Origin of the sequence: Hymenobacter nivis, assembly GCF_003149515.1 — a bacterium.
Lineage (GTDB): Bacteria > Bacteroidota > Bacteroidia > Cytophagales > Hymenobacteraceae > Hymenobacter > Hymenobacter nivis.
This window is the reverse complement of record NZ_CP029145.1, coordinates 4,763,383-4,788,632: the sequence shown is the minus strand read 5'-3', so window position 1 is coordinate 4,788,632 and position 25,250 is coordinate 4,763,383. Positions and strand designations below refer to the sequence as shown.

Below are 25,250 nucleotides of genomic sequence, written 5' to 3'. Positions count from 1 at the left end.
CGCCGGCCGCCGGCCGCGCCGGAGCCAGGGACGGCCACAAAAAAGCCCCGCCGCCGAACCGGCCGCGGGGCGTTCCTTCCAAAATTTTGGGGCGCCCCGGGGGCTTTAGTTCACCTGCCGCTGGCGGTCCACGATGCTGCGGCCAAGGGTAATTTCGTCGGCGTATTCCAGCTCGCCGCCCATCGGAATACCGCGGGCGATGGTGCTGATGTGCACGTTCGGCAGGTCGCGCAGGCGGCGCGAGAGATAAAAGGCGGTGGTATCGCCCTCCATGGTAGGGCTGATGGCGAGAATAATTTCGCGCACGTCCGAATCTTCGGCCGCGGCCCGCTCCACCAGCGAGTCGATGTGCAAATCGGTGGGCCCCACGCCCTCGATGGGCGAAATGACGCCGCCAAGCACGTGGTACACGCCGCGGTACTGGCCCGTGTTTTCGATGGCAATAACGTCGCGCACGTCGGCCACCACGCACACCTGGGCGTGGTCGCGCAGCTGGTTGGCGCAAATGCTGCACTCCTCGGCGTCGGAAATACTGTGGCAGGTGCGGCAGTAAGTGATTTCAAAGCGCATTTTGGCCAGCGCCTCGGCCAGTGAGGCCGTAGTGTCGGTGTCGGCCTTCAGCAGGTGCAGCGCTAGGCGCAGAGCCGTTTTTTTGCCAATGCCGGGCAGCCGGGCCAACTCGCCCACGGCGTTTTCAATCAGCTTGGAAGGAAAGTCCATTCAATTAATGTGCAGAATGTGGAAATATGCCAGATGCGAAAATGCTGCTAATACGGAATTTTAGAAAATTTTAAAATTTCCACATCCTCACATCCCACTCATTTCCACATCTAGGAAATATCCGCCGAAATGCCCCGGTCGTGGATGGCCGTGCACAGGGGCTCCAGCTCCTCGTACGAGCCGTTTTTGACGCTGCACTTACCTTTGTAGTGAATGAGCAGGGTGCACTGCTCGGCCTGCTCGGGCTGGTGCTGGCACACGTCAATCAGGGTTTTGGTGACGTGGGCGAAGGTATTCACCTCGTCGTTGTACACCACAAGGCTGCGCGGCTCGGCGGTTTCTTCGAGCAGCAATACGTCCTCATCGAACTCAATTTGGGGGCGGGTCGTCATGGAGCAAATTTACGGCGGCGGGATGGGGTTGGCGGCATCTATAAACGCCCGGGCCCCACAAATCGTTTCGGAAAGCGGGGCCCCGGGGCGCAGGGCCGGCGTAATTTTCCGCCGCCCAGGGCCCCCGCCCCCGCCGGCCAATTGCCGGCCGTTGCAAAACGGGCCCCGGGGCCCCACCGCTTCTTGTTCCCTTCTCCATGCCCGTTCCCGCCCCCGAATTTAAAAAAGCCCTCAAGCGCCTCGGCGAAGCTGAAAAAGAAGCCCTGCTGCTGCGTGCTGTGCGCCGCGACGCCGAGTTGTACGAAACCTTCCGCTTCGAGCTACTGGCCGACGTGTCGCTGGCCCAGATTCAGGAAGAAACCGCCGACCGCATCCACGAATCGTTCAACCTGGCCGTGAGCGGGCGCCTGCTCAACCGCAGCCTCGTGAAGGCCCTGCGCGCCAGCGTGCAGGAGGCTGCCCGCGCCCGCCGCATCACCAAAAGCAAGCAGCTCGAAATTGACCTTTTGGCCTACACCCTACGCCTGTGCCTCGACCACTACTCAGGCCAGTTCGACAGCGTGTACGACGGCTTTTACAAGGCCGTGGCGCGGCTGGCCGCCCGCCTACCGGCCCTGATTCTAAAGCACCTGCACGAAGACTTGTGGGTGGAATACAAGCCTGATTTAGACGATGTTCTGAAAGACTTGCACCGCCGCAAGAAAAGCGCGAATTTGACTTTTGAACTGCCCTGGGAATTGATTATTCCGCACTAGCTTGCGCCGTATTCACCTCCTTTTCACTCTATTTTATATGCTAAAACGTTACCCTTCTCTTTGCGCCGGCTTGGGCTTGCTCACGCTAGCCACCAGCTGCGCCGGCTCGTACGCACCCATCCGGCCCGACCGCATCGCTACTTACCAAGCCTCGGCGGCCCACGCCCCGGTGGATTTCGACTACCAGTTCGACGTGCTGCGGCTGCACGGCAACAAAAAGTACGTTAAAAAAGAAGCCAAGCGCGGCTACCACGTGGCCGCAGTGCGCGTGACCAACAACTCGGGCCGGGAGTTGAATTTCTCGCGCGACCTAAATCTGGTCTACGGCGACCGGCCCATTGCGCCCGTGGCCGGCACCGCCGCGGCCCAAGACATGAAGCAGGGCGTGGCCATTTACCTGCTGTACTTGCTGCTCAACTTCAACGTAGGCGGCACCAAGGATGCCCGCACGGGGGCTACTACCGGCGGCACTTTTATCCCTACGGGCCCCTTCATTGCCGGCGGCAACATGCTGGGCGCCAGCCAAGCCAACCGCAACATGCGCCGGGAATTTGAGGAGTTCGACCTCACTAACCGCACCATCAAGCCCGGCGAAACAGTGTACGGCATCATGAGCCTGCGCGAAACCTCGGTGGCCCCCATGCGCCTCGAACTGCGCCCCGGTACCGAGTCGACCTACGTACCGGCGGCTGCGCCGGTGGTGCTACCCGCCCCCATGCCCGCCCCGCCCGCCGCCACGCCCCGGCGCGACGATTAATCCATCAAGCAGGATTTAGGCTCGAAATTTTCACCCAAAAAGGGCCCTGCCAATCAATTGGCAGGGCCCTTTTTAATTAAGCGCAAGCGGTGCTTATTGCTTGGCAACCACGTTGAAATCCAGCGTGAAGTCATCGTAGATAGCTTTGTCGCCGATGCTGTCGAAGAACGACTTCGAGCCGTACTTCAGGCCGAACTTAGTGCGGTCGATAATCACCTTGCCACTGGCGGCGGCCACGCCGTTTTTCACGCCCACTTTGGCGGGGAACGTGAGGCGATTGGTCACGCCCTTGATCATCATGTCGCCCACGATGGTGGCGTTGTCGGCGGTAGCGGCGGCCCCTTTGATTGGGGTGATGCTCACGATTTTGAACGTGGACATGGGGTTTTTGTCGGAACCAAAGAAATCGTCGCCGCTCATGTGGCCCACAAACTTGGCCTGCGTTTCGGCGTCCTTGATGTCGGTGGCCTTGATGGTTTTCATGTCCACGGTGGTGGCGCCGCCCACTACCGTATTGTCTTTCACCAGCAAATCGCCGCCCGTGAACTGGATGGTGCCGTTGTGGCCGTGGGTCACGGCCTTGCCTTCCCAGCCCAGGGTGCTCAGCTGGGGCTGGAGCTTGTAGACGGTTTGGGCTTGGGCGGCGGGAGCGGCCGCGAGGCCGGCAAAGGCCAACAGGGCGGGGAACAGAATTTTTTTCATGGTCGAAAAAAGGTAAAAAAAGAAAGAAAAAAAAGGCAGGAACGGACCCCGACGCGGGGCAAGCAAAAATAGACTAACTAATCGGCTGCCCGCATTTTGTCGAGCAAGTCGCTGAGCTGCTGCAACTCTTCCTCGGAAAAGCGGCCCAGGCCCAGGCGCTCGGGTTCGAGCACGTTGTCGGTTGCGAGGCGGCTGAGCAGCGCCAGGCCCGCTTCGGTGATGCGGATATCGACGGCGCGGCGGTTGGCGGGGCACACGGTGCGGGTCACGAGCTGCTTCTCTTCGAGGCGGTCCACGATGCGCGAGGCGTTGCTGGTTTTGTCCAGCATCCGGTCGATGAGCAAGGCCACGGTGGCCGGCCGCGGGTGCTGGCCGCGCAAAATGCGCAGCAGGTTGAACTGCGGCAGCGTAAGGCCAAAGGGCTTGAAGGCCGCCGCCTGCCGCATCTCCAGCCAGCCGGCCGTGTAGGTAAGGTTGATAATGGCCTTTTCGTAGGCATTGCGGAACACAGGTTGCTTGATTTCGTCTTCGATGCGCATAAATTAAAGGCGGTGGACAATGCAAACACAATGTACGTACATTTAATGTTGCAACATTGTTTAGCATGGTCTTCCATCATTTTCTTGGAACGGCGCATGGCCGGGGGTCGTATTGCTATTTTTTTTACCTAATCCGCTGGCTTTATATGAAACGTTTTCTTTTAATTGCTGGCACGGCCGGCGCATTGGCGGGGGCCCCGCGCCTAGCCGCGGCCCAGCAGGGCGGCTACCCGGTGGCCACCACGGCCCAAACGCAATTTGTATACCAAAACGGCGCGGTGGTACAGCGCGAGGGCCCCAGCACCAAGTCCCTCACCCAGAACGTGCGCTTGGCCAACGGCATCAAAATCAACTACAAAAGCGGCATCGTGGAGTTTCCGGGCGGCAAGCTCATTACGCTCAGGGAAGGTGATTTTGTACGGCCCGACGGCAGCCTCGTATTTGCTACGCCGGGCAGCGCCGCCGCGGCCCGCGGCGACGGCCCAGCGCCCAGCAGCGCTCCGTTCACTACCTACACGCTGCCTACCCGCGTCGTGCCCGGCAATGCCACGGCCGAAACCGGGTCCCTCCAGCTGCGCGTGCAGCTCCTGGAACGCAAAGTGGAGCTGCTCAACCGCAAAGTCGCCCTGCTGAACCAAGGCCAAGCCGCCTCGCCCGGCGCTCACCAAATCGACCTCGACCTGGCGGCGCTCGACGCGCAGCTGCAAGCTGGTAAGTAGCTTTTTAACAGCACATTTCACATCGGTATATGTGGGCCAGGAGAGTTAAAGGTCAAGAGTTAAAGTCCTTTCAATCTTTATCTTAACTTTTAATTAGGCATATCCGCACGGAAGCCGCTCTGACGGCGCTTGTACTGCCAAGCTGCACCTGGCCTAGCCTGTGCTACCATAAGGGGCCCGGGGCCAGGCCAAGCGCGGCTTGGCGGCACATACTTTAGGCCAGTACCAGGGCCCCATCCGCTTCGTGCACCAGGCCAAAGGGCTCGTCTTTGATAATGAGGATGCCATCGAGGTCGTGCACGTCGGCCAAGGCGCTGATTTGCAGGGCGGCGGCGATGCCCAGGCTGGTTTCGACCATGCAGCCCAGCATGGGGCGCAGGCCATGGGCGCGGGTGCGGCGTAGCAGCTCGATGCCACGCCGGAGGCCACCGGCCTTCATCAACTTCACGTTCACGCCGTGGAATTGCCGGGCAATTTCTTCAAAGTCAGCCGTATCCGTTACCGATTCATCGGCCAGCAGTGGCACGCCGGCCCGGGGCCGCAGGTAGCGGTAGTCGGCGGCGCAGGCGGCGGGCAGGGGCTGCTCCAGCAGGGCCAGGTGCAGGCCGGGCACGGCGCGGGCTTGCGCCAGGAATTGCAGCAGGCCATCGGCGTCGGCCCAGGCCTCGTTGCCATCCACGAGCAGCGGGTGGCCGGGCAGCACCCGGGCCACTTCGCGTAGTAAGTCGAGCCCCCCGGCGGCGTCTACCTTCACTTTCAGCAACTTAAAGCGCGCCGCCCGCTGCGCCGCCAGGAATGCCGCCACCTCGCCGGGCGGCATAATGGGCAGCGTGAAGGCCGTGGGCGTAGCGGCGGCCGGCGGCGGCACGCCCAGCCATCGCCACACCGGTTGACCGGCGCGGGCGGCCAGCCGTTGCACCAGCGCTGCCTCCAAAGCAAAGCTGAGGGCGTGGGCCACGGGATGGGCCCCCAGCAAGGCGTCTAGGTCATCCAGCGTTTCCACTTGCGCCAGCCCCGCGGCTTGCAGGGCCCCAAACTGCTCGGCCAGCAGCGCCGGCGACTCGGCGTAGCGCACGTTGGGCGCGGCCTCGCCCCGGCCGGTGTGGCCGCGGCCGGCCACCTGCACCACGAGGTTGGTTTTGGCGGCGGAGGCGTTGCGGGAAATTTTCCAGACGAAGCGCAGCGGCAGGTCGAGGGCGGTGAGGGTCCAGGTAGGCATGGGCGGAGCAAAGGGCACGGACGGCCCGAAGATGCGGCGGAAATGGCACTGGAGCCCCAGCAAGCCCCCGGTGGGACTCTGCTGGCTAGCATACCGGGCGGGGGCCCCGGCCCTTACCTTTGCCTAGCCCGGACTTTCTTCATCCGGTCCACATCTATTTTCCTGTTGCCCATGAAGCTCTCGCGCGTTGCCGTTGCGGCCCTGGTTTTGATGCTGCTGGCCGTTTCGCTCACAGTTCTGGCCCAAACCGGGCAGCTGGCCCTGCCGGCCGCCGTGCCCGTGGCCGCACGCTGGGCCGCCCTGGGGGCCCTGGCGCTGGCCGTGGCCCCGCGCCGCTCGCTCACGGGCTGGATTGTGCTGAGCATGTTGGTGGGCATCGAAATCGGGCACGACGCCCCCGCCGTGGCCCTGCCCCTGAAGGTGCTCAGCGACGCATTTCTGCGGCTCGTGAAGACCATCATCGCCCCGCTGGTGTTTGCCACGCTGGTGGTGGGCATTGCCGGCCACGCCAACCTCAAGCAGGTGGGCCGCATGGGGCTCAAGGCCCTGATTTACTTTGAGGTAGTAACCACTTTTGCCTTGTTCATCGGGCTGGCGGCCATCAACTTCACCAAGGCCGGGGTAGGCATCAAGCACGCGGCCATTACCGAAAAAGCCGACGTCATCGTCGCCGCCGCGCCCCAAACCACGGCCGATATCATCCTGCACATCTTCCCCGAAAACATTGCTAAATCGGTGGCCGAAGGACAGGTGCTGCAAGTGGTAGTGTTCGCCATCCTCTTCGCCATCGGCCTGGCCCTCACCCCCGAACGGCCCCGACGCGTGATGCTCGAAATCTGCGAAAGCCTGTCGGAGGTGATGTTCAAGTTTACCAACGTGGTAATGTTTTTTGCGCCCCTGGGCGTGGGCGGGGCCATGGCCTACACGGTGGCCAAAATGGGTTTTGGGCCCCTGCTCAACGCATTTCAACTGCTGCTCACGCTTTACGGGGCCCTCATCGTCTTCGTGCTGCTGGTGCTGCTGCCGGTGGCGCTGCTCATGCGCATTCCACTGCGGCGCTTCGTGGCGGCGGTGGCCGAACCGGTGAGCATTGCCTTTGCCACCACCAGCAGCGAGGCCGCCCTGCCACGCGCCATGGAGGCGATGGAAAGCATCGGAGTGCCGCGCCGCATCGTAGCCTTCGTGATGCCGACGGGCTACTCCTTCAACCTCGACGGCACTACGCTCTACCTCTCGCTGGCGGCCGTGTTCGTGGCCCAGGCGGCGGGCGTCACGCTCTCGTTTGGCGACCAGATGTTGCTGGTATTCACGCTTATGCTCACCAGCAAGGGCGTGGCCGGGGTGCCGCGCGCCTCACTCGTGATTCTGCTGGCCACGCTGCCCTCGTTCAATTTGCCGGCCTGGCCGGTGTTCATCATTCTGGGTATCGACGCGCTGATGGACATGGCCCGCACCGCTGTGAACGTGCTCGGCAACTGCCTGGCCTCGGCCGTGGTGGCCCGCTGGGAAGGCGAGTTCATCGACGACTACCAGGGCCCCGACCCGGCCGCGCTGCCCGAGCCGGTGGCCGCTACGAGCCATTGAGCCCCCGAATTTAATCTTTCCGTTACGGCCGGCATGTCCCGACAAACTGTTACCTTAGGCCTCGCTAAGACTTAAAGTGCATTTCTGCGTTTTTTAGGCACTCTTATTTAGTAATTATCTATTAAATTTCTGGTCATTAGCATGCGTGCCGTAAAAATAAACTTGTATTATATTTATACAATCTTAACAATTACCGGGCTTTTGGCCGGTGGCTGCAAGTCGGCCAAAGTGCCGTTGGCGGCCACGCCCTTCGCCCCCCTGCACGAGCGCCTGCCCCCGCTTGAAACCGCCGCCGACCCAGGGCCCCTGGCCTTGAGCGACGGCATTTTGCCCGAAGACCCATTGCGCCTGCTCACCAACGAGTTGCAACGCAACCTGGCTGAGCCCACCGACTCGGCCACCTACGGCTACGTGCGCCTGGTGATTACCCAGGCCGCCGAGCGCCGCCTTAACCGCGGCCTCCAGGCCCTGCAAATGACGCTGCTGCTCACCCCCACCTTCCTGGGCGTGCCCCTGGAAACGTACCAGACCGACCTGACGGCCGAATTACAGATTTCCGACGCCCAGGGCCACCTGCTGGGCACCTACGCCGGCAAGGGCCGCGGCCGGGCCCGGGTGGCCATGTATCACGGCTACGCCCAGAAAAATGCCCCCCGCCTGGCCGACGTGCTAGCCCTGCGCGATGCGCTGGCCCACATTCGGCCCCAGCTTGATACGGCGGCTGCCCGGCTCCGGCCGCTGCTGCTGGCCCACCCCGTGGACAACCCCACGCTGCCCACCACCGCGGCGCGTGGCCGCCGCTAGGGCCCCGGCGTATCTTTGGGGCATGGCTGGGTTGTTCCGATTGATTGCTTTTCTGGGGGTGGCCGGCGCGCTGGCCGGCTGCTGCGCCAACAACGTGTGCGACTGCAACGACGCGCGCGCCGATGCGTTCTACTTCAAGTTTGCTACCGGTACCAGCGGCTTTGCGCCAGCCGAGCTGGATACCGTGGTGCTCAAGCGTTATACGCTGCGCCTGGATGCCAAAGGCGTGCCCAATATCAAATCCGATTCGCTAACGATCTACGCCGACTTGCTTGATAAAGCGGGCACGTTCGACCAGGTGAATGTGGTGCGGTCCACAACGACCACAAAGCCCCTGGTTACCACTGATTCCGTGTTTATCAACAACAACGCGCCGTTTACGCAGGCCGGGCCGCGCAAACTCGACACTTATCTGTACCGCATTGAGGTGCGCCAAGCGGGAAAACTGCTACGCGACAGCCCGCGCCGGTACCAAGTGGATAGCCTGGCCCTGACCGGTGAGTTTTATGGTACTGGTTGCTGCACCTGCTACCGCAACCTTTCGAAAACGGGGCGGCTGACCAACCTCAGCACCGGCAGCGCCAAGCCCATCAGCGCCACCGAAACTGGCCGGGTGGCACCAGTTCTCATCAAAAAATAAGCGGCCGCCCCGCCGGGGCCCCGGTGCATCCTAGGGGCCCCATACCACCGTTTTGTTCCTTAGCTGCCATGCCCGTCTCTGCTGTTGATACTGCCGCAGCGGCCCCCTTCGTGACTGGGGCCGCGCCGGGGGGCCCCGGGCCGGGGCCCTCGGTGTTTCCGTTTGCCACGGCCCTCAGCCTGGAGCCGCTGCTGGCCTACTGGCGCGCCCGCGAAACGGATACTAACCCCGGCTTGGCGCTGCTGGCCCGCGCCATTGCCCGGCAGGCGGCGCGCACGCCCGCACTGCGGGGCCCCCTGCCCGACCCGGCGGTGCTCGACCAGGCGCGCGACTTGCTCGAAACGATGATGCTGGCCGTGTTCCCAACTGCGGCTACGGACTCTGCCATCAGCGGGGCCGTTCCACCGTTTGGGCGCACGAGCTTTTACTACACGCCGCGCTTTGCCGAGGTGCTTCTCAACAAAGAGCGCACCATCAAACAGCCCCTGAACCTCGACTTGGCGCAGATGGAAGGGTACATGGCGCGCATGGCCTACCAGCTCGTGCTGCACCGCGTGTACGGCGTGGAGCTGCCAGCGGCGGGGGCCATCATTTTCACAGTACCCGACTACAAAATCGGCCTCTACCGCCACTACGGGGTCAGCGTCGATTCGTCGTTCATACAGGTGCGGGTGGTGGGCGGGGCCCCCGTGCTCACGCCGGCCCAGTGCGAGCAGCTGGGCCACCAGCGCCACAACCTGGCCGTGTGGCGCGAGTTGCTGCCGCCCGCGCACTTCGCGCTTGAGGGCTTCAACGTGCTGCAACTGGTGGACGTGACGGACCAGGAAGTGCTGTCGGAGCTGAAGTACGACCTGCTGGAGCGCGACGTGCTGCAAGCGTCCGACCGGCTGGAGCAAATTCAGGAGAAGCTGCGGGTACTGTTTGCGCGGCCCGCCTTGCAGCTCGGCATCGCGGCCTACGACGAGAAGAAGAAGGATTTCGTGGACTTCGGCCGCAAAATCAACCACAGCTTCCTCACCAAGCAGGTGCAGCACAACCGGGCCGACAGCGGCTTCCGGCAGATTTACGAGCGGCTGCTGCGCGAGCGCCGCCCGCTGGTGCTCTCCGACGTGGCACGGGCCGACATTCCGGACGACCTACGGGCCCAGATTCTGGAGCTGGGCATCCGCTCGGCCATCCTGGCCCTGCTGCCCTACGGCGGCGATACGGTGGGCCTGCTCGAAATCGGCTCGCCCACCGCCGGCGACCTGGATGAGTTCGCCTTAGAGAAGGTCGCGCAGTTCGTGCCGCTGTTTGCCGTAGCCGTGAAGCGCAACGCCGAGGACCTGCAGACCCGCATCCAGGCCGTGATGCAGGAGCGGTTTACTCCCATCCACCCCACAATGGAGTGGCGCTTCGCCGACGCGGCCCGCCGCCTGCTGGCCCGCCACGACGAGGGCGAGCGCGGAGTCGAGATGGAGGCCATCGTGTTCGCCGACGTGTACCCGCTACACGGCTCCTGCGACATTCGCGGCAGCAGCACAGCCCGCAACGCGGCCATCGAGGGCGACCTCATTGAGCACCTCACCCTAGCCAACCGGGTGCTGAAAAAAGCGTCGGAGCACCGGCAGCTGCCCATTCTGGACGAGCTGAAGTTCTACGTCAACAAGAACCTGCGCCGCCTGCACCAGGGCATCATCAGCGGCGACGAGCTGAGCATCTACGAGTCGCTGCGCCTGGAAGTGGAACCACTCTTCGAGTACCTGGCCCAGCATACGCCCGAGCTACGGCCGGTTATCACCACTTACTGGGCCAACATCGACCCGCGCCTAGGCATTTTGTACAAGCGCCGGCAGGCGTTCGAGCAGAGCGTGACGGCCATCAACGACGCGGTGAGCACCTACCTCGACGACGAGGAAGCCAAGGCCCAGGCCATGTTCCCGCACTACTTCCAGCGCTTCCGCACCGACGGTGTGGAGTACAATATTTACGTGGGCGAGGCCCTGGTACAGGACAAGCCGTTCGACCTGGTGTTCCTCAAAAACCTGCGGCTGTGGCAGTTACTTACGATGGTGGAAATCACGCGGCTCACCCACGCGCTGGCGGCCACCCTGCCCGTGCCACTCGAAACCACCCAGCTCATCTACATCCACGGCCAGCCGCTGAGCATCCGCTTCCGGCAGGACGAACGCCAGTTCGACGTAGACGGGGCCTACAACATCCGCTACGAAATCATCAAGAAACGCATCGACAAGGCCACCGTGCTCGGCACCGGCGAGCGCCTCACGCAGCCCGGCCGCCTGGCCCTGGTGTACGCCCAAACCCGCGAGGCCACAGAGTACCACGAGTACATCGACTACCTCCAGGACCGCGGCCTGCTAGAGCCCGGCGTAGAAGAATTGGAACTGGAAGAGTTGCAAGGCGCAAAGGGCCTGCTGGCCCTGCGCGTGCAAGTGAAGCTGTAATCTAATGTGAGGAGAATGTGGAGATGACCGTTCTCATCTCCATATTCTCACATCTTTCACACCCTCCACATTCTCCTCACATTTTATTCTCTTCTTTCCAGAACAGCCGGACGCCGGTGCGCAGCAGCACCAGCCATGCGGCGCCGCCGGCAAAACCGGCCACTACGTCGGTGGGGTAGTGCACGTGCAAGTACATGCGGGTGAGGCCGATGAGCAGCGCAAAAGCCACCAGCGCGATGCCCCAGCCCCAGCGGCCGGTGTGCTGCACCACCAGCCAGGCCAGGCAGCCGTAGTAGGCCATGCTCATCATGGCGTGGCCGCTGGGAAAACTCAGGCCGTATTGGTAGATAAGGGCGGTGGATGGACGCGGGCGCTGGAAGTACGCCTTCAGCAACTCATTGAGGACCAAGCCGCCGCCCATGGCCAGCAGTAGCTCAACGGCGTAGCGCACGAAGCCGCGGCGGTGCAGCACCAGCGGCACCAGCAGGCTGGCCGGCACAAAAAACGCCACCGACCCGAAGAATGTGAGCCGGAACACCCAGGCCGTGAGCCACGGAGCGGCGGCCCGTAGGCGGTCCATTTGCGCAAAGCCCCAGTTGTCGAACACCGCCGATTTTTCGGCAAATACCTCACGGGCCAGGTAAAAAAACACCCCGAACGCCAGCACGAACACCAGGGCCCCACCTACGGCTTCGGCGGTGAGCAGGCCGGCCAAGGCCCCCCAGCGGGACGGCGGCGGCGTGGGCGAAGTGGAAGTATTGGGCATGAGCGGGGCGGCAAACGAACAGTGCTTTGAACGAAACTGCTCCGGAAACGGCCACCGCACTGGGCCCCCGGCCTGGCTGCGGCCCAACGAAAAAAGGCCAACCCTTGCGGATTGGCCTTTTTAAAACGTGCGCTCGGGGAGACTCGAACTCCCACACCTTGCGGAACTGCCGCCTGAAGACAGCGCGTCTACCAATTTCGCCACAAGCGCAGCGGTACCGCGGCGACAAACCTCCTAGGGGAGGTTGCCGTTTGGTGCTGCAAAGGTAAGCGGCTGGCGCGGCGCGGCGCAAGCGGCGCGAAATTTTTTTCGGCTGTGGCGGCCGCTGGGGCCTGGGCTAGTTGTTTTTCAGTCGGTTGAAGCAGCACATTTTTTTCAAATTGAACACAAATTCTCCAATTTCTCGCCCCGAACCGCCCACTGGGGGCCCCGCAGCCCGCCTTAGCGGCAACTTCGACCGCATTGCTTGGTGCTACGACGCGCTGGCGGGCCTCGTGTTTGGCGGCAGCCTGCGGGCGGCGCAGCGGGCCGCGCTGGCCGGGCTGCCCGCCGGGGCCCCACGCGTGCTGATACTGGGCGGCGGCACGGGCTGGGTGCTGGGCGAAGTGCTGCGCCACCGCCCAGGTGCAGCGGTACTCTACCTCGAAGCTTCGGGGCCCATGCTGGCGCGGGCCACTGCGCGCCTGCACCGCGAGTGGCCGGGCGCGGCGCGGCAGGTCGAGTTTCGGCTGGGAACCGAGGCGGCGCTGAAGCCCGGCGAGCAGTTCGACGCGCTGGTGACGTTTTTCGTACTCGACTGCTTTGCGCCGGCCGCGCTGGGGCCCGCCCTGGCCCGCCTGGCAGCGGCCCGGCGCCCCGCGGCGCCGTGGCTGCTGGCCGATTTCAGCCGGCCGCGGCGGGGCTGGCACCGGGCGCTGCTGGGAACCATGTACCGGTTTTTTGGGGCGGTGGCGGCCCTGCGCGCCCAGCAGCTGCCCGACCTGCACGGGGCCCTGGCCGGGCTGGGGCTGCGCCCGGGGCCCCCGGCCTACTTCTTCGGCGGGGCGGTAGAGGGCACCGTGTTCCGGCCCGTGGGGCCAGCGGAAAAGGCTGTGTAGGAAGGGCCAATTATTTTCCTACATTTGGGGGTTCGGTAATGGAAAATACTTATTGCGACGGCCCTGCGAACCGGCTTACGCGCTACGCCCTTGTTATTGTACCAAAATCCGCTGTACTCCTTCCCGTCCTTGCCGCATGAGTAATCTGAAGTACGCCACGCGTTTGCTGGCCCTAGCCTTGTGCGCCGGCCTGGCCCCCGCCGCGCTGTGGGCCCAAACGGTGCCCCCGCGGCCCCGCCCCGCCCCGGCCAAACCGGCGGCAAAACCAGCGGCCAAAGCCAAGCTCGGGGCCCCGGCCAAGCCCGCCGCCAAGGCTCCCGGGGCCCCGGCCAAGGCGGCGGGGCCCGCGGTGCGCTACGCAGTGGCGTTTCCGAACGCGGTGCACCACGAGGCGCGCATCACGGCCACGTTTGCGGGGCTGCCGCCGGGGCCCCTGCGGGTGCGCATGGCGCGCAGCTCGCCGGGGCGTTACTCGCAGCACGACTTCATCAAAAATGTGTACTACGTGGTGGCCACCGATGGCGCTGACCACCCGCTGCCCACGGCCCGCCCCGACGCCTACGGCTGGGACGTGACGCCGGGCGCCGACGGCACGGTGGTGTTCCACTACACGCTGTACGCCAACCGCAGCGACGGCACCTACGCCGGCGTGGACGCGCAGCACGCGCACCTGAACGCGCCGGCCGTGTTTTGCTACGCGCTGGGGCTGGAAAACCGCCCGGTGGAGGTGCAGTTCAATGCCTTGCCCGATTGGAAAATAGCTACCCAGCTGCAGCCCGCGGGCGAGAAAAACACCTTTTCAGCCCCCAACTGGGCTTACCTCATGGATAGCCCCACGATGCTGGGGGCCCAGCAGGTGCGCACCTGGGAGGAAGACGGCCAGACCATTGCGCTGGCCGTGATGAGCCCCGACACGCCCGCCGCCGTGGACGAGTACATGCAGCGCGTGCAGCAGGTGGTGAGGGAGGAAAAGGCCATTTTTGGCGAGCTGCCGACGTATGATTTCGGGCGCTATACCTTCCTGGCCAACTACTTGCCGCAGGCCACCAGCGACGGCATGGAGCACCGCAACTCGACATCGCTGACGGCCCCGCGCGACTTACAGGGGGCCAACGCCCTGAGCAACCTGGGCACGGTGACCCACGAGTTTTTCCACGCCTGGAACGTGAAGCGCATCCGGCCCAAAGACCTGGAACCCTTCAACTTCCAGCGCACCAACATGAGCGACGCGCTGTGGCTGGCCGAGGGCTTCACGCAGTATTACGGCGAGCTGACACTGCGCCGCACCCACGACTACGACGACGCGGCGTTTTTTGACAAGGTGAGCGACTGGGTGAGCGAGCGCCTCAACAGCCCCGGGGCCCGCTACACCTCGGCCGTGGGCATGAGCCAGCAGGCCGTCTTCGCCGATAGGGGGGCGAGCATCGACCCCGTTAACACCGCCAACACCTTCCTCAGCTACTACTACTACGGCGCCGGCCTGGCCCTGGCCCTCGACCTGGAGCTGCGCCGCGACCACCGCGCCACCCTCGACCAGTACATGCAGGCGCTGTGGCAGCAGTACGGGAAAAAGCAGGCCAACTTCGCCCCCACCCGCCCCTACACCCTGCCCGATTGCCAGCGGGTGCTGGGCGAGGTGGCCCACGACACGGCCTACGCAGGCCAGTTTTTCCGGCGCTATGTGTACGGCCACGAGCAGCCGCGCTTCGCCGAGGACTTGCAGGCCGCGGGGCTGGCCGTGGTGCCCACCCACCAGCTGGCCCTGGGCGAGCAGGTGGGCTTCGACCCGCAGGGCCGCTGCCTGGTGGCCGGCAACGCCCTCATCGGCTCGGGCCTGTACAAGGCCGGCCTCGACGTGGGCGACCAGCTGCTGATGCTGGACGACAAGCCCCTGCGGGCCCCTGCCGACCTCGACGCCGTGCTGAAACGCCACGCGCCCAACCAAATTGTAAGCGCCCAGGTGCGTACCCGCGCCGGCGCCGAGCGCGCCGTGCAGCTGCTGCTCAACGAAACGGCCAGCGTGCAGGTGCAGCGCACGGAAGCCGGCGCCAAAACGCCGCTCACCCCCGCCCAGCAGTCCCTGCGCGACGCCTGGCTGGCCAGCCAGGTACGGTAGGGGCCCTAAATTTTCCTGTTCCTGCGGCCTCGCTGCCCTACGCGGCGGGGCCGTTTGCGTATGACCCGCATGGCTTCTGTTTCGTACTTGAATAACCCCGCCCTGCCCACCGTGCGCCCCGGCTACCCAGGCAATAAGCGCATCGGCAACCAATTTGCCAACGGCGAGGCCCTCTACTCCCCCACTGCCGCCGACGTGCTGAAGTGGCAGCTGGCCACCAACCCCCAAAAGGAAGAAAAAAAGCGCGACCACTGGGTGCCCCGCGTGGTGGACGCCACCGGGACCCTGGCCGGCCCCGACGACGTGCTGCTGTGGCTGGGCCACGCCAGCTTCGTGCTGCGCATCGCGGGCCAAACGCTGCTCTTCGACCCCATACTATTCAGCTCAGTAGGGCTGCGCCGGCGCCACCCCCTGCCCTGCCGGCCCGAAGACCTGGTGGGCATCGACTGGCTGCTGCTCTCGCACGGCCACCGCGACCACCTCGACGAGGCTTCCGTGAAGCTGCTGGCCTGCCAGAACCCGCAGTTGCGGGCGCTGGTGCCGCTGGGCATGGGGCCCCTGCTGCGCGGCATGGCCCCGGGCCTGCCCGTGCAGGAAGCCGGCTGGTGGCAGCAATACGACGTGGGCCCCGGGGCCCCCTTCGAGGTGTACTACCTGCCGGCCAGCCACTGGCACCGCCGCGGGCTGTTCGATGTAAACACCGTACTCTGGGGCAGCTTTCTCATCAAAGTCGTTGCCACCGACCGGCTCATCTATTTCGCTGGCGACACTGCTTTCGGCGACCATTTCGAGCAGATTGAGCGGCAGTTTGGGCCCCTGGACGTGGTGCTGCTGCCCATCGGGGCCTACAAGCCTCCCTACATGATGACCAAGAGCCACGTGAACCCCCACGAAGCCGCCAAGGCCGCCAACGTGCTGCGCGCCGGCCACCTAGTACCCATGCACTACGGCACCTTCGACCTGAGCGACGAGCCCGCCGCGGAGCCCCTGCGCCAACTAACGGAAATCGCGGCCGGCGGCATGCTGCGCGGCGAGCTGCACGCCCCGGCCGTGGGCGAGCCGCTGCGCTGGCAGGATTGGGAGTAAGCTAGCCCGGCTTTTTCTGGCTGATTTCGGCCAGTAATTCGGTGGCCTCTTCGGGGTTTTTCTGGTCTTTGGCGGCCTGCGCTACGGCCTCCTGGGCCACGCGGGCGGCCTCTGGGTCGCGGCCCAGCTTGTGCAGCAGCTTGGCTAGCGTGCAGAGGTTATCGTAGCTGCGGTTGGCGGCCAGGGCTTGCTGGATGATTTGGTCGGCTTTGGTCAGCAGCACTTTATCATCTTTGATGAAGCCTTCCATTTGAGCGGCAGCATCGTAGAGACTGTGGCTGTCGCGGGAAGCGTATTTTTTGCCATAAGCCAACGCCGCGTCGGCGAAGGCAGACCAATTTCGCTGCGGCTGGCCAAACAGGTAATACGTCCGGGCCAGCATGTTCCACTGGGGGGACCCGGCGGGGGTAGCCCGGGCGATGGTTTGTTGCAGCTTGGTTAGCGCAACTTGGTCATTAGAGCGGTTTCCAATTCAATGTACAGAATTTCACGTACCTTCTGTTATGAAAGCGTATTCGATTGATTTGCGGGAACGGGTAGCGGCGGCATGTGCCGCGCCGCAGGCCCGGATTTACCAAGTGGCGGCGCAATTCAGCGTTTCCATCTCCTTCGTGGACAAGCTTTTGCGTCGTCAACGTACGAGCGGTTCGCTGGCGGCCCTGCCCGCGAGCGGCGGCCCGATGCCGCGCCTGGACCCGGCGGGCCAGGACCTGTTGCGGGCCAGGACCTGTTGCGGGCCTGTCTGGTGGCGCAGCCCGACGCGACACTGGCCGAAATAAGCCTCGCCTTGGCCGCCGCCGCCGGCCCGGCCCTGAGCCGCACGAGTACGTGGCGGGCGGTCGAGCGCCTGGGGTGGGGGCGCAAAAAAAAAGTATCCACGCCGCCGAGCGTGACACCGAACGCGTCGTAGCCTTGCGCCGCTTGTTTTTGGAAGCCATTCAGCCAGAAGATGTTACCCGTTTCGTATTCGTGGACGAGACGAGCACTAACCTCACCTACTGCCGCCGCTATGGCCGGGCCCCGGCCGGCCAGCGCCTGGACCAGGCCGTGCCGTTGCTCAGCGGCCCGAACGTGACGCTCCTCGCCGCCCTGACCCCGGACGGGCTCGGGGCGTTGCTCAGCGTCAACGGGGCTGTCAACGGGGCTGTCAACGGCGACGTGTTTGCCGCCTACCTCGACCAGGTGCCCGGCCCCACCCTGCGGCCGGGCGACGTGGTGGTACTCGACAACCTCTCCGTGCATAAGGTGGACGGGCTGGACGATATCGTGCGCAAATACGGGGCACGGCTGCGCTACCTGCCGCCTTATTCGCCTGATTTCAACCCCATTGAACTGGCTTTTAGCAAGCTCAAGACGTGGCTGCGCACCGCCAAGGCCCGTACCCGCGACCTGCTGGAGGAAGCCATCCGGGCCGCCGCCGAGTGGGTAACCGAACAGGATGCCAAAAATTGGTTTAACCATTGTGGATATCATGTACAGTGATTTGGAAACCGCTCTAGTCTCTCCCGCATGGCCCGCTTCCCCGATGACAAGCCTTCTAACCTTGTCATCGACTGCTGGCCGACCGAACTGGGCCACGAATGCCGGCTGGTGCACGAGAAAATATTGGGTCGTCGGAGAATAAAAACTCGTCCCCAACTCGAAGAGGTAGCCCAGGTCTTTCTTCGCGGCCAGCTCTGCCGCCGTTTGGGTTTTCAGGTAGTCGGCGCTCACCTGGTCGTATAAAACCTCCCGCTGGTCAAGTGCCGGCGATGTACCGAACGTGTACAGAAACGGTGCGCTTCGGTCGCCGGCCTCGTGGCGCTCCTTCAAGGTAAAAAACGCTTTGCCCGGGTCGAAGGCGTCTTTGCCATCTTGCAGAAAAGCGGTAGCCGATTTGTAGTCGCTGCTCATATGCAGCAGCTTGCCTTCGGGGCTGAAGTACAGGTACGTGGGCATGGCCCTGATTTCGTAGCGTTTGGCCAGCACCTCGCCTTCGCCCTCGTCGATGTTGATTTTGTAGCTCAGAAACGTGGCGTTGTAGTAGGCGCTGACGGTGGGGTCCGTGAAAACCTCCTTTTCCATGGGCTTGCACCAGTGGCAGGCCGGCGACGAGGCGTACAGGAAAATGCTTTTGTGCGCCTGCCGGGCCGCGGCCTGGGCATCGGCCCAGCTGCCGCCGGCGAAGGCAATGGGCCCGCTCTGGGCATGGGCCAGGGCGCTACCCAGCGAAAGGATGACGGTAAAAACGTGGCGCATACGCGGGTAAGTTAGGTAGGTCGCCGGGCGCGGCAGTGTGGCCGGCGGCGGGGTGTTACGCTAAAACTACTGCGGCACGCTGGATAAAGCCTTGGACCGCACGCCCGTAGGGGCCCCCAAGCGGCGGGGTAGCACCCGCTGCCCGGGGGCCCTACCTTTGCGCTCATGTCGCCAACCCTCGTTTTGAGCCTCATCGCGGGCTATTTCGCTGTTCTGATTGTCATTGCCGTTCTCACCTCGCGCAAGGTCACGAGCGAGAGCTTCTTCGTAGCCGACCGCAACGCGCCCTGGTACATGGTGGCGTTTGCGATGATCGGCACCTCGCTTTCCGGCGTCACGTTCATCTCGGTGCCGGGCAACGTGTACGGCAAAAGCTGGAGCTATCTAGCTGTTGCGCTGGGCTTTGTGGCGGGCTACCTGGTTATCGGTACCGTGCTGCTGCCGCTGTACTACCGGTTGCGGCTGGTGTCCATCTACTCCTACCTGGAGCAGCGCTTCGGCTACTGGAGCTACAAGACGGGGGCCCTGTTCTTCCTGATTTCCCGCTCGTTGGGCTCGGCCCTGCGGCTGTATTTGGTGGCGGGCGTGCTGCAACTAGCAGTGTTCGACGCCATGGGCGTGCCGTTCGCCGTCACCGTCGTGGTCAGCATCCTGTTCATCTACCTCTACACCTTCAAGGGAGGCCTCAAAACCATTCTCTGGACCGATACTTTCCAGACGCTGGCCATGCTGAGCTGCGTGGGCCTGAGCATCTACTTCATGGCCGACGAGTTGAATTACTCGTTCAAGCAACTCGTCAGTAGCGTGCGCGAGAGCCCGATGTCGCAGGTGTACTTCTCGGATTTCCGCGACGATAAGTATTTCTGGAAGCAGTTTGCCTCGGGCATGTTCATCACCATCGTGATGACCGGCCTCGACCAGGACCTGATGCAGAAAAACCTGAGCTGCCGCAGCCTCGGCGACGCCCAGAAGAACCTGTTCTGGTTCACGCCCGTTATCGTGTGCGTTAATATTTTGTTCCTCACCCTAGGCGTGCTCATGTACCAGTACGCCGCCGCCCGCGGCCTGCACCTCAGCGAGTTGCCGCAGCTCCTCAACCTGAAGGGCGGCCTCGACACCGACAAAGTGTTTCCGTACCTGGCCACTACGCAGTTCTCGCTCGTAGCCGGCGTTATCTTCATTTTAGGCATCATCGCCGTCACCTACGCCTCCGCCGATTCGGCCCTCACGGCCCTCACCACGTCGTTCTGCGTCGATTTTCTGGACATTAAAAAGTACCCCGAGGCCCGGCAGACGCGCCTGCGCCAGCTCACCCACCTGGGCTGGTCGGGGGTGCTCATCGTCATTATCCTCATTTTCAGGGCCCTCAACGAGCAGAGCCTGATTGACGCCGTGTACAAGGCCGCGGGCTTCACCTACGGGCCCCTGCTGGGCCTGTTTGCGTTCGGCATCTTCACCCGGCGCAGCCTGCGCGAGCGGCTGGTGCTGCCCGTGTGCGTGGCCGGGGTACTGCTCACGCTGCTCATTGTGTCGCACTCGGAGGCGTGGCTGGGCGGCTACAAGTTCGGTTTCGAGATTCTGCTTTTGAACGGGGCCTTGATTCTACTGGGCCTGTTTGCCATCTCGCGCCCCGCCGCGCTGAACCCCGCGCCCGCGCCCGCGGTTTAGTCCGTGGGGCCCCTGGTGTTGCCCGCTAATGTTCTGTTAATGAAATCTTCCCTGTTGCTGTTGCTACTTGCCGGCCCCGCGGCGGCGCGGGCGCAAACGGCCCCGGCGCCCATCGTGCTGCGGGCCGGCCACATGCAGGCCCAGGCCCGCGGCGGGGCCCCCAACCGGCCCGACAAAGCGCCGCAGTACCCTGGGGGGCCCCAGGCGCTGGGCGCGTTTTTTCAGGATAACCTAAAGTATCCGGAGGCCGCGCGCGTCAAAAGTGTCACGGGCAACGTGTTGCTGAATGCCACCGTGGGCCCCGACGGCCGCCTTGGCAACCTGAAAGTGGCCCAGTCGCTCTCGCCCGAGTGCGACGCTGAGGCGCTGCGCGTAGCGGCGCTGCTGCCGCCCTGGCACCCGGCCACCCGCCTGGGCGTGCCGCTGCCAGTGGCCATTCAATTGCCGGTGCCGTTTGGCAACGGCACCATACTCAACGTTTTGAAGTAGCTTTTTTCTGTCAAAAAAGAACGTCATGCTGGGCGCAGTCGAAGCATCTCTCCCGCTAACTAAATCCTGATTACTGCCGCAGGAGTGATGCTTCGACAAACTCAACATGACATTCTAATCTTCTTTGCTAGAAGTTTTTAGACAAGTTTACCTTATTCATTTTACGGCGCAACCCAATGCCTGCGCCACCAGTTATGGCCCGAAGCGGACTAAACACCAGCGGCGCCGGCCTTGCGGTCGACGCCCCCAAGCCCAAAGTAACCAAAGAATCGTTCAAGCGCAGCCTGCGGATTTTCCGTTTTGTGCTGCCCTACCGCACCAAATTTCTGGTGGGCCTGCTGATGCTGGTGTTAAGCAGCAGCACGTTCATGGCGTTTCCGTGGGTGGCGGGCAAGCTCGTCGATGCGGCTAACAACAAGCCATATGTGTTGCCCGGCGGCACGGTGTTCGACATCAACCGCATTGCCCTGACGCTGTTTTTGGTCATCGTGCTGCAAGGGTTTTTCTCGTTTGGGCGCGTGTGGTTTTTCACGCAGGTAAGTGAGTTTGCAGTGCGCGACCTGCGGCAGGCCATCTACGCCAAGTTCGTGCAGCTGCCCATTCCATTCTTCGAGCAGAACCGCGTGGGAGCCCTCATTTCGCGCATCACCTCTGATGTGGGCCAGGTGCAGGACGCCTTTTCGCTAACGCTGGCCGAGCTATTCCGGCAGGTATTCACGCTGCTGGGCGGCATCGTGTTCATCATGGTGGTGTCGGTGAAGCTGTCACTGTTCATGCTCGTCACGTTCCCGCCCATCGTTCTGGTGGCCGGGCTGTTCGGGCGCAAAATCCGCACCCTGGCCAAAACCACGCAGCTGGAGCTGGCCAACGCCAACGTCATCGTGGAGGAAACCATCCAGTCCATCAACTCGGTGAAGGCCTTCACCAACGAGCGGTTTGAAATTGGCCGCTACGACGCCTCCCTGGGGCGAGCCGTACAGGCCGCGCTGCAAAGCAACCTGTACCGGGGCGGCTTTATCTCGTTCGTAATCATTGGGTTGTTCGGCGGTATCATCCTGGTGCTCTGGCGCGGGGCCACCCTGGTACACGCCACTGGCCCCGACCACCTGGAAATCGGCCAGCTCGTCACCTTCATCATCTACACGGCCTTCATTGGGGCCTCGGTGGCGGGCCTGGGCGAGCTATACGGCAAGGTGCAGACCATCCTGGGAGCCACCGAGCACATCCGCGAAGTACTGGACGAAACGCCCGAGCCCACCCACCTCACGCCACCTGTCGGCCTGGTACCGGCCCACCTCACCGGCGACATTCGCTACGAGCACGTGGCCTTCCACTACCCCACGCGGCCCGATATTGCGGTGCTGCAAGACATTGACTTCCACATCAAGCCGGGCGAAAAAATTGCGCTCGTGGGCCCCAGCGGCGCGGGCAAAAGCACCATCGCCAGCCTGCTGATGCAGTTTTACCAGCTCAGCGGGGGCCGCATCCTCGTCGATGGCCACGACGTGCGCGACTACGACCTCACCGCGCTGCGCCGCCACATCGGCATCGTGCCGCAGGAAACGCTGCTCTTCGGCGGCACCATCCGCGAGAACATCGCCTACGGCAAGCCCACCGCCACCGACGACGAAATCATCGCCGCCGCCCGCCAAGCCAACGCCTGGCAGTTCATCAGCTCCTTCCCCGAGGGCCTCGACGCCGTGGTGGGCGACCGCGGCATCAAGCTCTCAGGCGGGCAGCGCCAGCGCGTAGCCATCGCCCGCGCCATCCTGAAAAACCCCGCCATCCTCATCCTCGACGAAGCCACTTCGGCCCTCGACAGCGAGAGCGAAAAGCTGGTGCAGGGGGCCCTGGACGAGCTACTCCAGCACCGCACCAGCATCATCATCGCCCACCGCCTCAGCACCATCCGCAAAGTCGATAAAATCCTGGTCATCGACGGCGGCCGCATCGTCGAAGCCGGCTCCCACGACGAGCTAGCCGACAACGAAAACGGCATTTACGCCAACTTGCTGCGCTTGCAATTTGAGTTGACGTAGGTGTTCGGAAATGAGTACACGATTACGGCCTTTAATTCGCTAATTTTAGCGGACTAAAGGCCGTAAGTGTTTAAAATCATGACAGTCGCAAAACAGAGACTTCATTCCAGCAGGACCCGGAGGATTTCGTTGCCGGATATGGCTCCGTTTGCAGGCCTAATATTTTTGCTTGTTTGTTTTTATATGTTTACCGGTCGGTTTAAACGGACTGGAGATTGGACAGATACGGGGATTGTTACGCTCGAACAACTGCCGGCCTTTCCGTCTAGTTGTTATATATCGCTTGACCCCAACGGTGCTGGAGGGTGCGTCATCAGCCTGAATACGAGGAATCAATTCTCATTTGCTTTACCAGGAGTTGGGCAAAACTTTCAGGCAACAATTATTAGCCACGTTGCTTCACAGCACGGTATTAAGTTTACCAACGCTCAACTAATAGAATTACAATTATTGCCTTTTCTGGCCTGTGATGTGGAGCAATTACCCTCGCTACTCGCCATTCCAACATGGGAACGCCAAAAACTCATTAACAGAGGGGCTATTGGCCAACTTAGCAAAGAACAGTTAATTGAGTGTATTGGCGCAACACAAACGTTAGCTCCTAAGCTTTTGGAGTGGCCAGTGTTTTACTATTTAAAAGTCCATGCAGAAGCCAAATCGACGCAATTTTTTAGCTTAACAGATATTCTCCAAGGACAAGGCATCAATCGTTTCAATCTCTTAGCCAATACTAAAGAATAATCAGTAATATACCAAATCTACGCAAACTGCAAGAGTTATAACGCTCAATCTACCCGGCTCACTTGCAGTCGAGAACCGAAGGTTGGTAATGCTGCTGGCTTCGCAATTTTATTAACAAGGCAAACTTTCATTGGGACAAGCAGCCGAAATGGCTGGACTAACTAAACGCACTTTTGCTGAATTTTTTGCTGAATTGCTGGGCCGGTACAACGTCTCTATTTTCAACTATTCGGCTAGTGACTTGGCTCATGATATAGCCAATGCCCAGGACAATCATTTCCCGCAACAACCAATTGTTAAACACATAAAGTTATCGTATGGAACTCACCATCATCATTCAGCACGGCGAAGACGGCTGGATTACCGGGCAGCTGGAACAAATTCCGGCGGTAATTACCCAAGGCCGCACGATGGAAGAATTAAAATTTATGCTTCTTGATGCGCTGGCGCTCTACCTGGAAGTTCAACAAGAACAAACCGCTAAAACTTATCAAGGCCAGGATTTCAGCCGGGAAACCTTCGGCCAGTTGAACGCGGCCTGATGAAACTATTGGACTTGTTGCGGCACTTGGCTGCACACAATTGCGCGTTGCTGCGCGAAGGTGCAAACCATTCCATTTACATCAACCGCAGCAACGACCAGCAAACGGCCGTGCCCCGCCACCGAGAAATCGGCGACAATACCTGCCGGGCCATTTGCAAACAGTTGGGCATTCCATTCATCCGCTAGTCGAACGCTTCCAAAACTACAAAGCCCGCGCCCCCAGCGCGGGTTTTGTAGTTTTGGGGCATCAACCCACCTCATTTTCAAGTTCGATGAATTTTCAACTGCTGACTTTCTCCGCCGCTGCCGCTACGGCCGCCACGCTGCTGGGGGCCCCCGCGGCTCAGGCTCAAATCAATACCCCGCAGCCCAGTCCCAAAAGCACCGTGACGCAGCGCGTGGGCCTCACCGATGTGACCATCGTGTACTCGCGGCCGGGCGTAAAGAACCGCGCCATTTTTGGCACCGTGGTGCCCTATGGCAAGCGCTGGCGCACGGGCGCCAACGCCACCACCAGCATCAAGTTTGCGGACGATGTAACCATTGAGGGCAAAAAAGTGCCCGCCGGCGAGTACGGCATCTACACCATTCCCGCCGCGGCGGAGTGGACGGTGGTGCTGAATAAGAACCTCAAGCTAGGCGCCGACGTGGACGGCTTCAAGGACGACCAGGACGTGGCCCGCTTCACCGTCAAGCCCTACAAGCTGCCCGCCAAGGTCGAAACCTTCACCATCGACTTTGCCGACGTGACGCCCGCCACGGCCAACGTAGAAATGACCTGGGCCACAATGGGTGCTAAGTTCAAAATTATGGCCGATGTGGATAGCAAAATTGCCGCCCAGATTGACGAGAAAATCACCAAAAACGCCAACCCCGCCCCCGCCGACCTCGCTGCGGCGGCCGTGTACTACAACGACAGCAACAAGGACCTCAAGCAGGCCCTGGCCTGGATTCAGAAGGCCAACGCCGCCGAGCCCACCAAGTTCTGGAACCTGAATACGGAAGCCAAAATCCACCTAAAAATGAAGGATTACAAAGGCGCCATCACGGCCGCCGAGGCTTCAAAAAAGGCCGCCCTGGCCGCCACGCCCGCCAACGGCGAGTACGCGAAAATGGACGAAGAGCTGATTGCCGAAGCCAAGAAAATGGGCAAATAGGGCCCTGGTTTTTAGCACCGCAAGGCTAACAAAG

At 62.4% G+C, this 25,250-nt stretch carries 27 protein-coding genes, 1 tRNA gene and 2 pseudogenes; 21 read left to right on the top strand and 9 right to left on the bottom strand.

Going from position 1 to position 25,250, the window contains the following annotated elements; genetic code table 11:
• Positions 1–105: 105 nt before the first annotated feature.
• Both recR and DDQ68_RS21270 read right to left on the bottom strand, forming a co-directional pair.
• Entirely contained in the window at positions 106–720 is a 615-nt protein-coding gene (gene recR / locus DDQ68_RS21275; RefSeq protein ID WP_109658093.1) for a recombination mediator RecR, read from the bottom strand.
• 110 nt (positions 721–830) lie between these two features.
• The gene (locus tag DDQ68_RS21270) at positions 831–1,112 is read right to left on the bottom strand and encodes an ATP-dependent Clp protease adaptor ClpS (protein WP_068229815.1); all 282 of its coding nucleotides are present in this window, start codon (positions 1,110–1,112) and stop codon (positions 831–833) included.
• Between the two features lie 197 nt (positions 1,113–1,309).
• Between DDQ68_RS21270 and DDQ68_RS21265 the strand changes: the two genes are divergently transcribed.
• On the top strand, positions 1,310–1,867 hold the full coding sequence (locus DDQ68_RS21265) for a hypothetical protein (RefSeq protein ID WP_109658092.1): 558 nt from the start codon (positions 1,310–1,312) through the stop codon (positions 1,865–1,867).
• Positions 1,868–1,904: 37 nt separating this feature from the next.
• On the top strand, positions 1,905–2,624 hold the full coding sequence (locus DDQ68_RS21260; protein WP_162550311.1) for a hypothetical protein: 720 nt from the start codon (positions 1,905–1,907) through the stop codon (positions 2,622–2,624).
• Between the two features lie 93 nt (positions 2,625–2,717).
• On the opposite strand, the gene DDQ68_RS21255 is transcribed toward DDQ68_RS21260, so the two are convergent.
• Both DDQ68_RS21255 and DDQ68_RS21250 read right to left on the bottom strand, forming a co-directional pair.
• The gene (locus DDQ68_RS21255) at positions 2,718–3,326 is read right to left on the bottom strand and encodes a YceI family protein (protein ID WP_109658090.1); all 609 of its coding nucleotides are present in this window, start codon (positions 3,324–3,326) and stop codon (positions 2,718–2,720) included.
• 77 nt (positions 3,327–3,403) lie between these two features.
• On the bottom strand, positions 3,404–3,865 hold the full coding sequence (locus DDQ68_RS21250; RefSeq protein WP_109658089.1) for a MarR family winged helix-turn-helix transcriptional regulator: 462 nt from the start codon (positions 3,863–3,865) through the stop codon (positions 3,404–3,406).
• Between the two features lie 146 nt (positions 3,866–4,011).
• Between DDQ68_RS21250 and DDQ68_RS21245 the strand changes: the two genes are divergently transcribed.
• Complete coding sequence (locus DDQ68_RS21245; protein ID WP_109658088.1) at positions 4,012–4,584, top strand: DUF6799 domain-containing protein; 573 nt, start codon at positions 4,012–4,014, stop codon at positions 4,582–4,584.
• A 214-nt stretch (positions 4,585–4,798) separates the two neighbouring features.
• On the opposite strand, the gene DDQ68_RS21240 is transcribed toward DDQ68_RS21245, so the two are convergent.
• A complete protein-coding gene (locus DDQ68_RS21240) occupies positions 4,799–5,803 on the bottom strand; it encodes an enolase C-terminal domain-like protein (RefSeq protein ID WP_109658087.1) in 1,005 nt (334 codons plus the stop codon).
• Between the two features lie 171 nt (positions 5,804–5,974).
• On the opposite strand from DDQ68_RS21240, the gene DDQ68_RS21235 reads away from it, so the two are divergent.
• The 4 genes from DDQ68_RS21235 to DDQ68_RS21220 all read left to right on the top strand — a co-directional run bounded on the left by DDQ68_RS21235 (position 5,975) and on the right by DDQ68_RS21220 (position 11,275).
• Positions 5,975–7,387 (top strand): dicarboxylate/amino acid:cation symporter, encoded by a 1,413-nt coding sequence (locus DDQ68_RS21235; protein WP_109658086.1) that lies wholly within the window; start codon positions 5,975–5,977, stop codon positions 7,385–7,387.
• Positions 7,388–7,588: 201 nt separating this feature from the next.
• Positions 7,589–8,191 carry a hypothetical protein gene (locus tag DDQ68_RS21230; RefSeq protein ID WP_162550310.1) on the top strand — a complete coding sequence of 201 codons (603 nt, stop codon included), beginning with the start codon at positions 7,589–7,591 and terminating at the stop codon, positions 8,189–8,191.
• 22 nt (positions 8,192–8,213) lie between these two features.
• On the top strand, positions 8,214–8,831 hold the full coding sequence (locus DDQ68_RS21225; protein ID WP_162550309.1) for a hypothetical protein: 618 nt from the start codon (positions 8,214–8,216) through the stop codon (positions 8,829–8,831).
• A 68-nt stretch (positions 8,832–8,899) separates the two neighbouring features.
• On the top strand, positions 8,900–11,275 hold the full coding sequence (locus tag DDQ68_RS21220) for a GAF domain-containing protein (protein ID WP_109658083.1): 2,376 nt from the start codon (positions 8,900–8,902) through the stop codon (positions 11,273–11,275).
• Positions 11,276–11,351: 76 nt separating this feature from the next.
• On the opposite strand, the gene DDQ68_RS21215 is transcribed toward DDQ68_RS21220, so the two are convergent.
• The gene (locus DDQ68_RS21215) at positions 11,352–12,041 is read right to left on the bottom strand and encodes a phosphatase PAP2 family protein (protein WP_162550308.1); all 690 of its coding nucleotides are present in this window, start codon (positions 12,039–12,041) and stop codon (positions 11,352–11,354) included.
• 128 nt (positions 12,042–12,169) lie between these two features.
• Positions 12,170–12,251, bottom strand: a tRNA-Leu gene (locus DDQ68_RS21210).
• Between the two features lie 170 nt (positions 12,252–12,421).
• Between DDQ68_RS21210 and DDQ68_RS21205 the strand changes: the two genes are divergently transcribed.
• The 3 genes from DDQ68_RS21205 to DDQ68_RS21195 all read left to right on the top strand — a co-directional run bounded on the left by DDQ68_RS21205 (position 12,422) and on the right by DDQ68_RS21195 (position 16,340).
• Positions 12,422–13,138: a class I SAM-dependent methyltransferase gene (locus DDQ68_RS21205; protein WP_162550307.1), complete on the top strand. Its 717-nt coding sequence runs from the start codon at positions 12,422–12,424 to the stop codon at positions 13,136–13,138.
• A gap of 136 nt (positions 13,139–13,274) precedes the next feature.
• On the top strand, positions 13,275–15,254 hold the full coding sequence (locus tag DDQ68_RS24335) for a M61 family metallopeptidase (RefSeq protein WP_109658080.1): 1,980 nt from the start codon (positions 13,275–13,277) through the stop codon (positions 15,252–15,254).
• Positions 15,255–15,323: 69 nt separating this feature from the next.
• On the top strand, positions 15,324–16,340 hold the full coding sequence (locus tag DDQ68_RS21195) for an MBL fold metallo-hydrolase (protein ID WP_109658559.1): 1,017 nt from the start codon (positions 15,324–15,326) through the stop codon (positions 16,338–16,340).
• Position 16,341: 1 nt separating this feature from the next.
• Here the strand turns inward: DDQ68_RS21195 and DDQ68_RS21190 are convergent, their stop codons facing one another.
• Complete coding sequence (locus tag DDQ68_RS21190) at positions 16,342–16,722, bottom strand: hypothetical protein (RefSeq protein ID WP_109658079.1); 381 nt, start codon at positions 16,720–16,722, stop codon at positions 16,342–16,344.
• 121 nt (positions 16,723–16,843) lie between these two features.
• Here DDQ68_RS21190 and DDQ68_RS23205 point away from each other — a divergent pair, with 121 nt between their 5' ends.
• The 3 genes from DDQ68_RS23205 (at position 16,844) to DDQ68_RS23195 (ending at position 18,065) form a co-directional block, all read left to right on the top strand.
• Positions 16,844–17,119, top strand: coding sequence for a hypothetical protein (locus DDQ68_RS23205; protein ID WP_162550306.1), 276 nt, complete (start codon positions 16,844–16,846; stop codon positions 17,117–17,119).
• A gap of 133 nt (positions 17,120–17,252) precedes the next feature.
• A complete protein-coding gene (locus tag DDQ68_RS23200) occupies positions 17,253–17,822 on the top strand; it encodes an IS630 family transposase (protein WP_245897170.1) in 570 nt (189 codons plus the stop codon).
• 27 nt (positions 17,823–17,849) lie between these two features.
• Positions 17,850–18,065: a hypothetical protein gene (locus tag DDQ68_RS23195; RefSeq protein WP_162550304.1), complete on the top strand. Its 216-nt coding sequence runs from the start codon at positions 17,850–17,852 to the stop codon at positions 18,063–18,065.
• Between the two features lie 192 nt (positions 18,066–18,257).
• Here the strand turns inward: DDQ68_RS23195 and DDQ68_RS24895 are convergent.
• Positions 18,258–18,578, bottom strand: a pseudogene (locus DDQ68_RS24895) (DUF255 domain-containing protein); the annotation flags it as partial.
• A 165-nt stretch (positions 18,579–18,743) separates the two neighbouring features.
• Here DDQ68_RS24895 and DDQ68_RS21180 point away from each other — a divergent pair.
• The 8 genes and pseudogenes from DDQ68_RS21180 (at position 18,744) to DDQ68_RS21155 (ending at position 25,216) form a co-directional block, all read left to right on the top strand.
• Positions 18,744–20,246 (top strand): sodium:solute symporter, encoded by a 1,503-nt coding sequence (locus DDQ68_RS21180; RefSeq protein WP_109658077.1) that lies wholly within the window; start codon positions 18,744–18,746, stop codon positions 20,244–20,246.
• A 39-nt stretch (positions 20,247–20,285) separates the two neighbouring features.
• The gene (locus DDQ68_RS21175; protein ID WP_162550303.1) at positions 20,286–20,735 is read left to right on the top strand and encodes an energy transducer TonB; all 450 of its coding nucleotides are present in this window, start codon (positions 20,286–20,288) and stop codon (positions 20,733–20,735) included.
• A 194-nt stretch (positions 20,736–20,929) separates the two neighbouring features.
• Positions 20,930–22,774 carry an ABC transporter ATP-binding protein gene (locus DDQ68_RS21170; RefSeq protein ID WP_109658075.1) on the top strand — a complete coding sequence of 615 codons (1,845 nt, stop codon included), beginning with the start codon at positions 20,930–20,932 and terminating at the stop codon, positions 22,772–22,774.
• Positions 22,775–22,912: 138 nt separating this feature from the next.
• Complete coding sequence (locus DDQ68_RS23185; protein WP_162550302.1) at positions 22,913–23,515, top strand: hypothetical protein; 603 nt, start codon at positions 22,913–22,915, stop codon at positions 23,513–23,515.
• 148 nt (positions 23,516–23,663) lie between these two features.
• A pseudogene (locus DDQ68_RS24115) lies at positions 23,664–23,723 on the top strand (hypothetical protein); the annotation flags it as partial.
• A 109-nt stretch (positions 23,724–23,832) separates the two neighbouring features.
• Positions 23,833–24,057 (top strand): type II toxin-antitoxin system HicB family antitoxin, encoded by a 225-nt coding sequence (locus DDQ68_RS24110; RefSeq protein WP_245897468.1) that lies wholly within the window; start codon positions 23,833–23,835, stop codon positions 24,055–24,057.
• 26 nt (positions 24,058–24,083) lie between these two features.
• Positions 24,084–24,245, top strand: coding sequence for a type II toxin-antitoxin system HicA family toxin (locus DDQ68_RS21160; RefSeq protein WP_245897166.1), 162 nt, complete (start codon positions 24,084–24,086; stop codon positions 24,243–24,245).
• 86 nt (positions 24,246–24,331) lie between these two features.
• Positions 24,332–25,216 (top strand): DUF2911 domain-containing protein, encoded by an 885-nt coding sequence (locus DDQ68_RS21155; RefSeq protein WP_109658073.1) that lies wholly within the window; start codon positions 24,332–24,334, stop codon positions 25,214–25,216.
• Positions 25,217–25,250 lie beyond the last annotated feature (34 nt).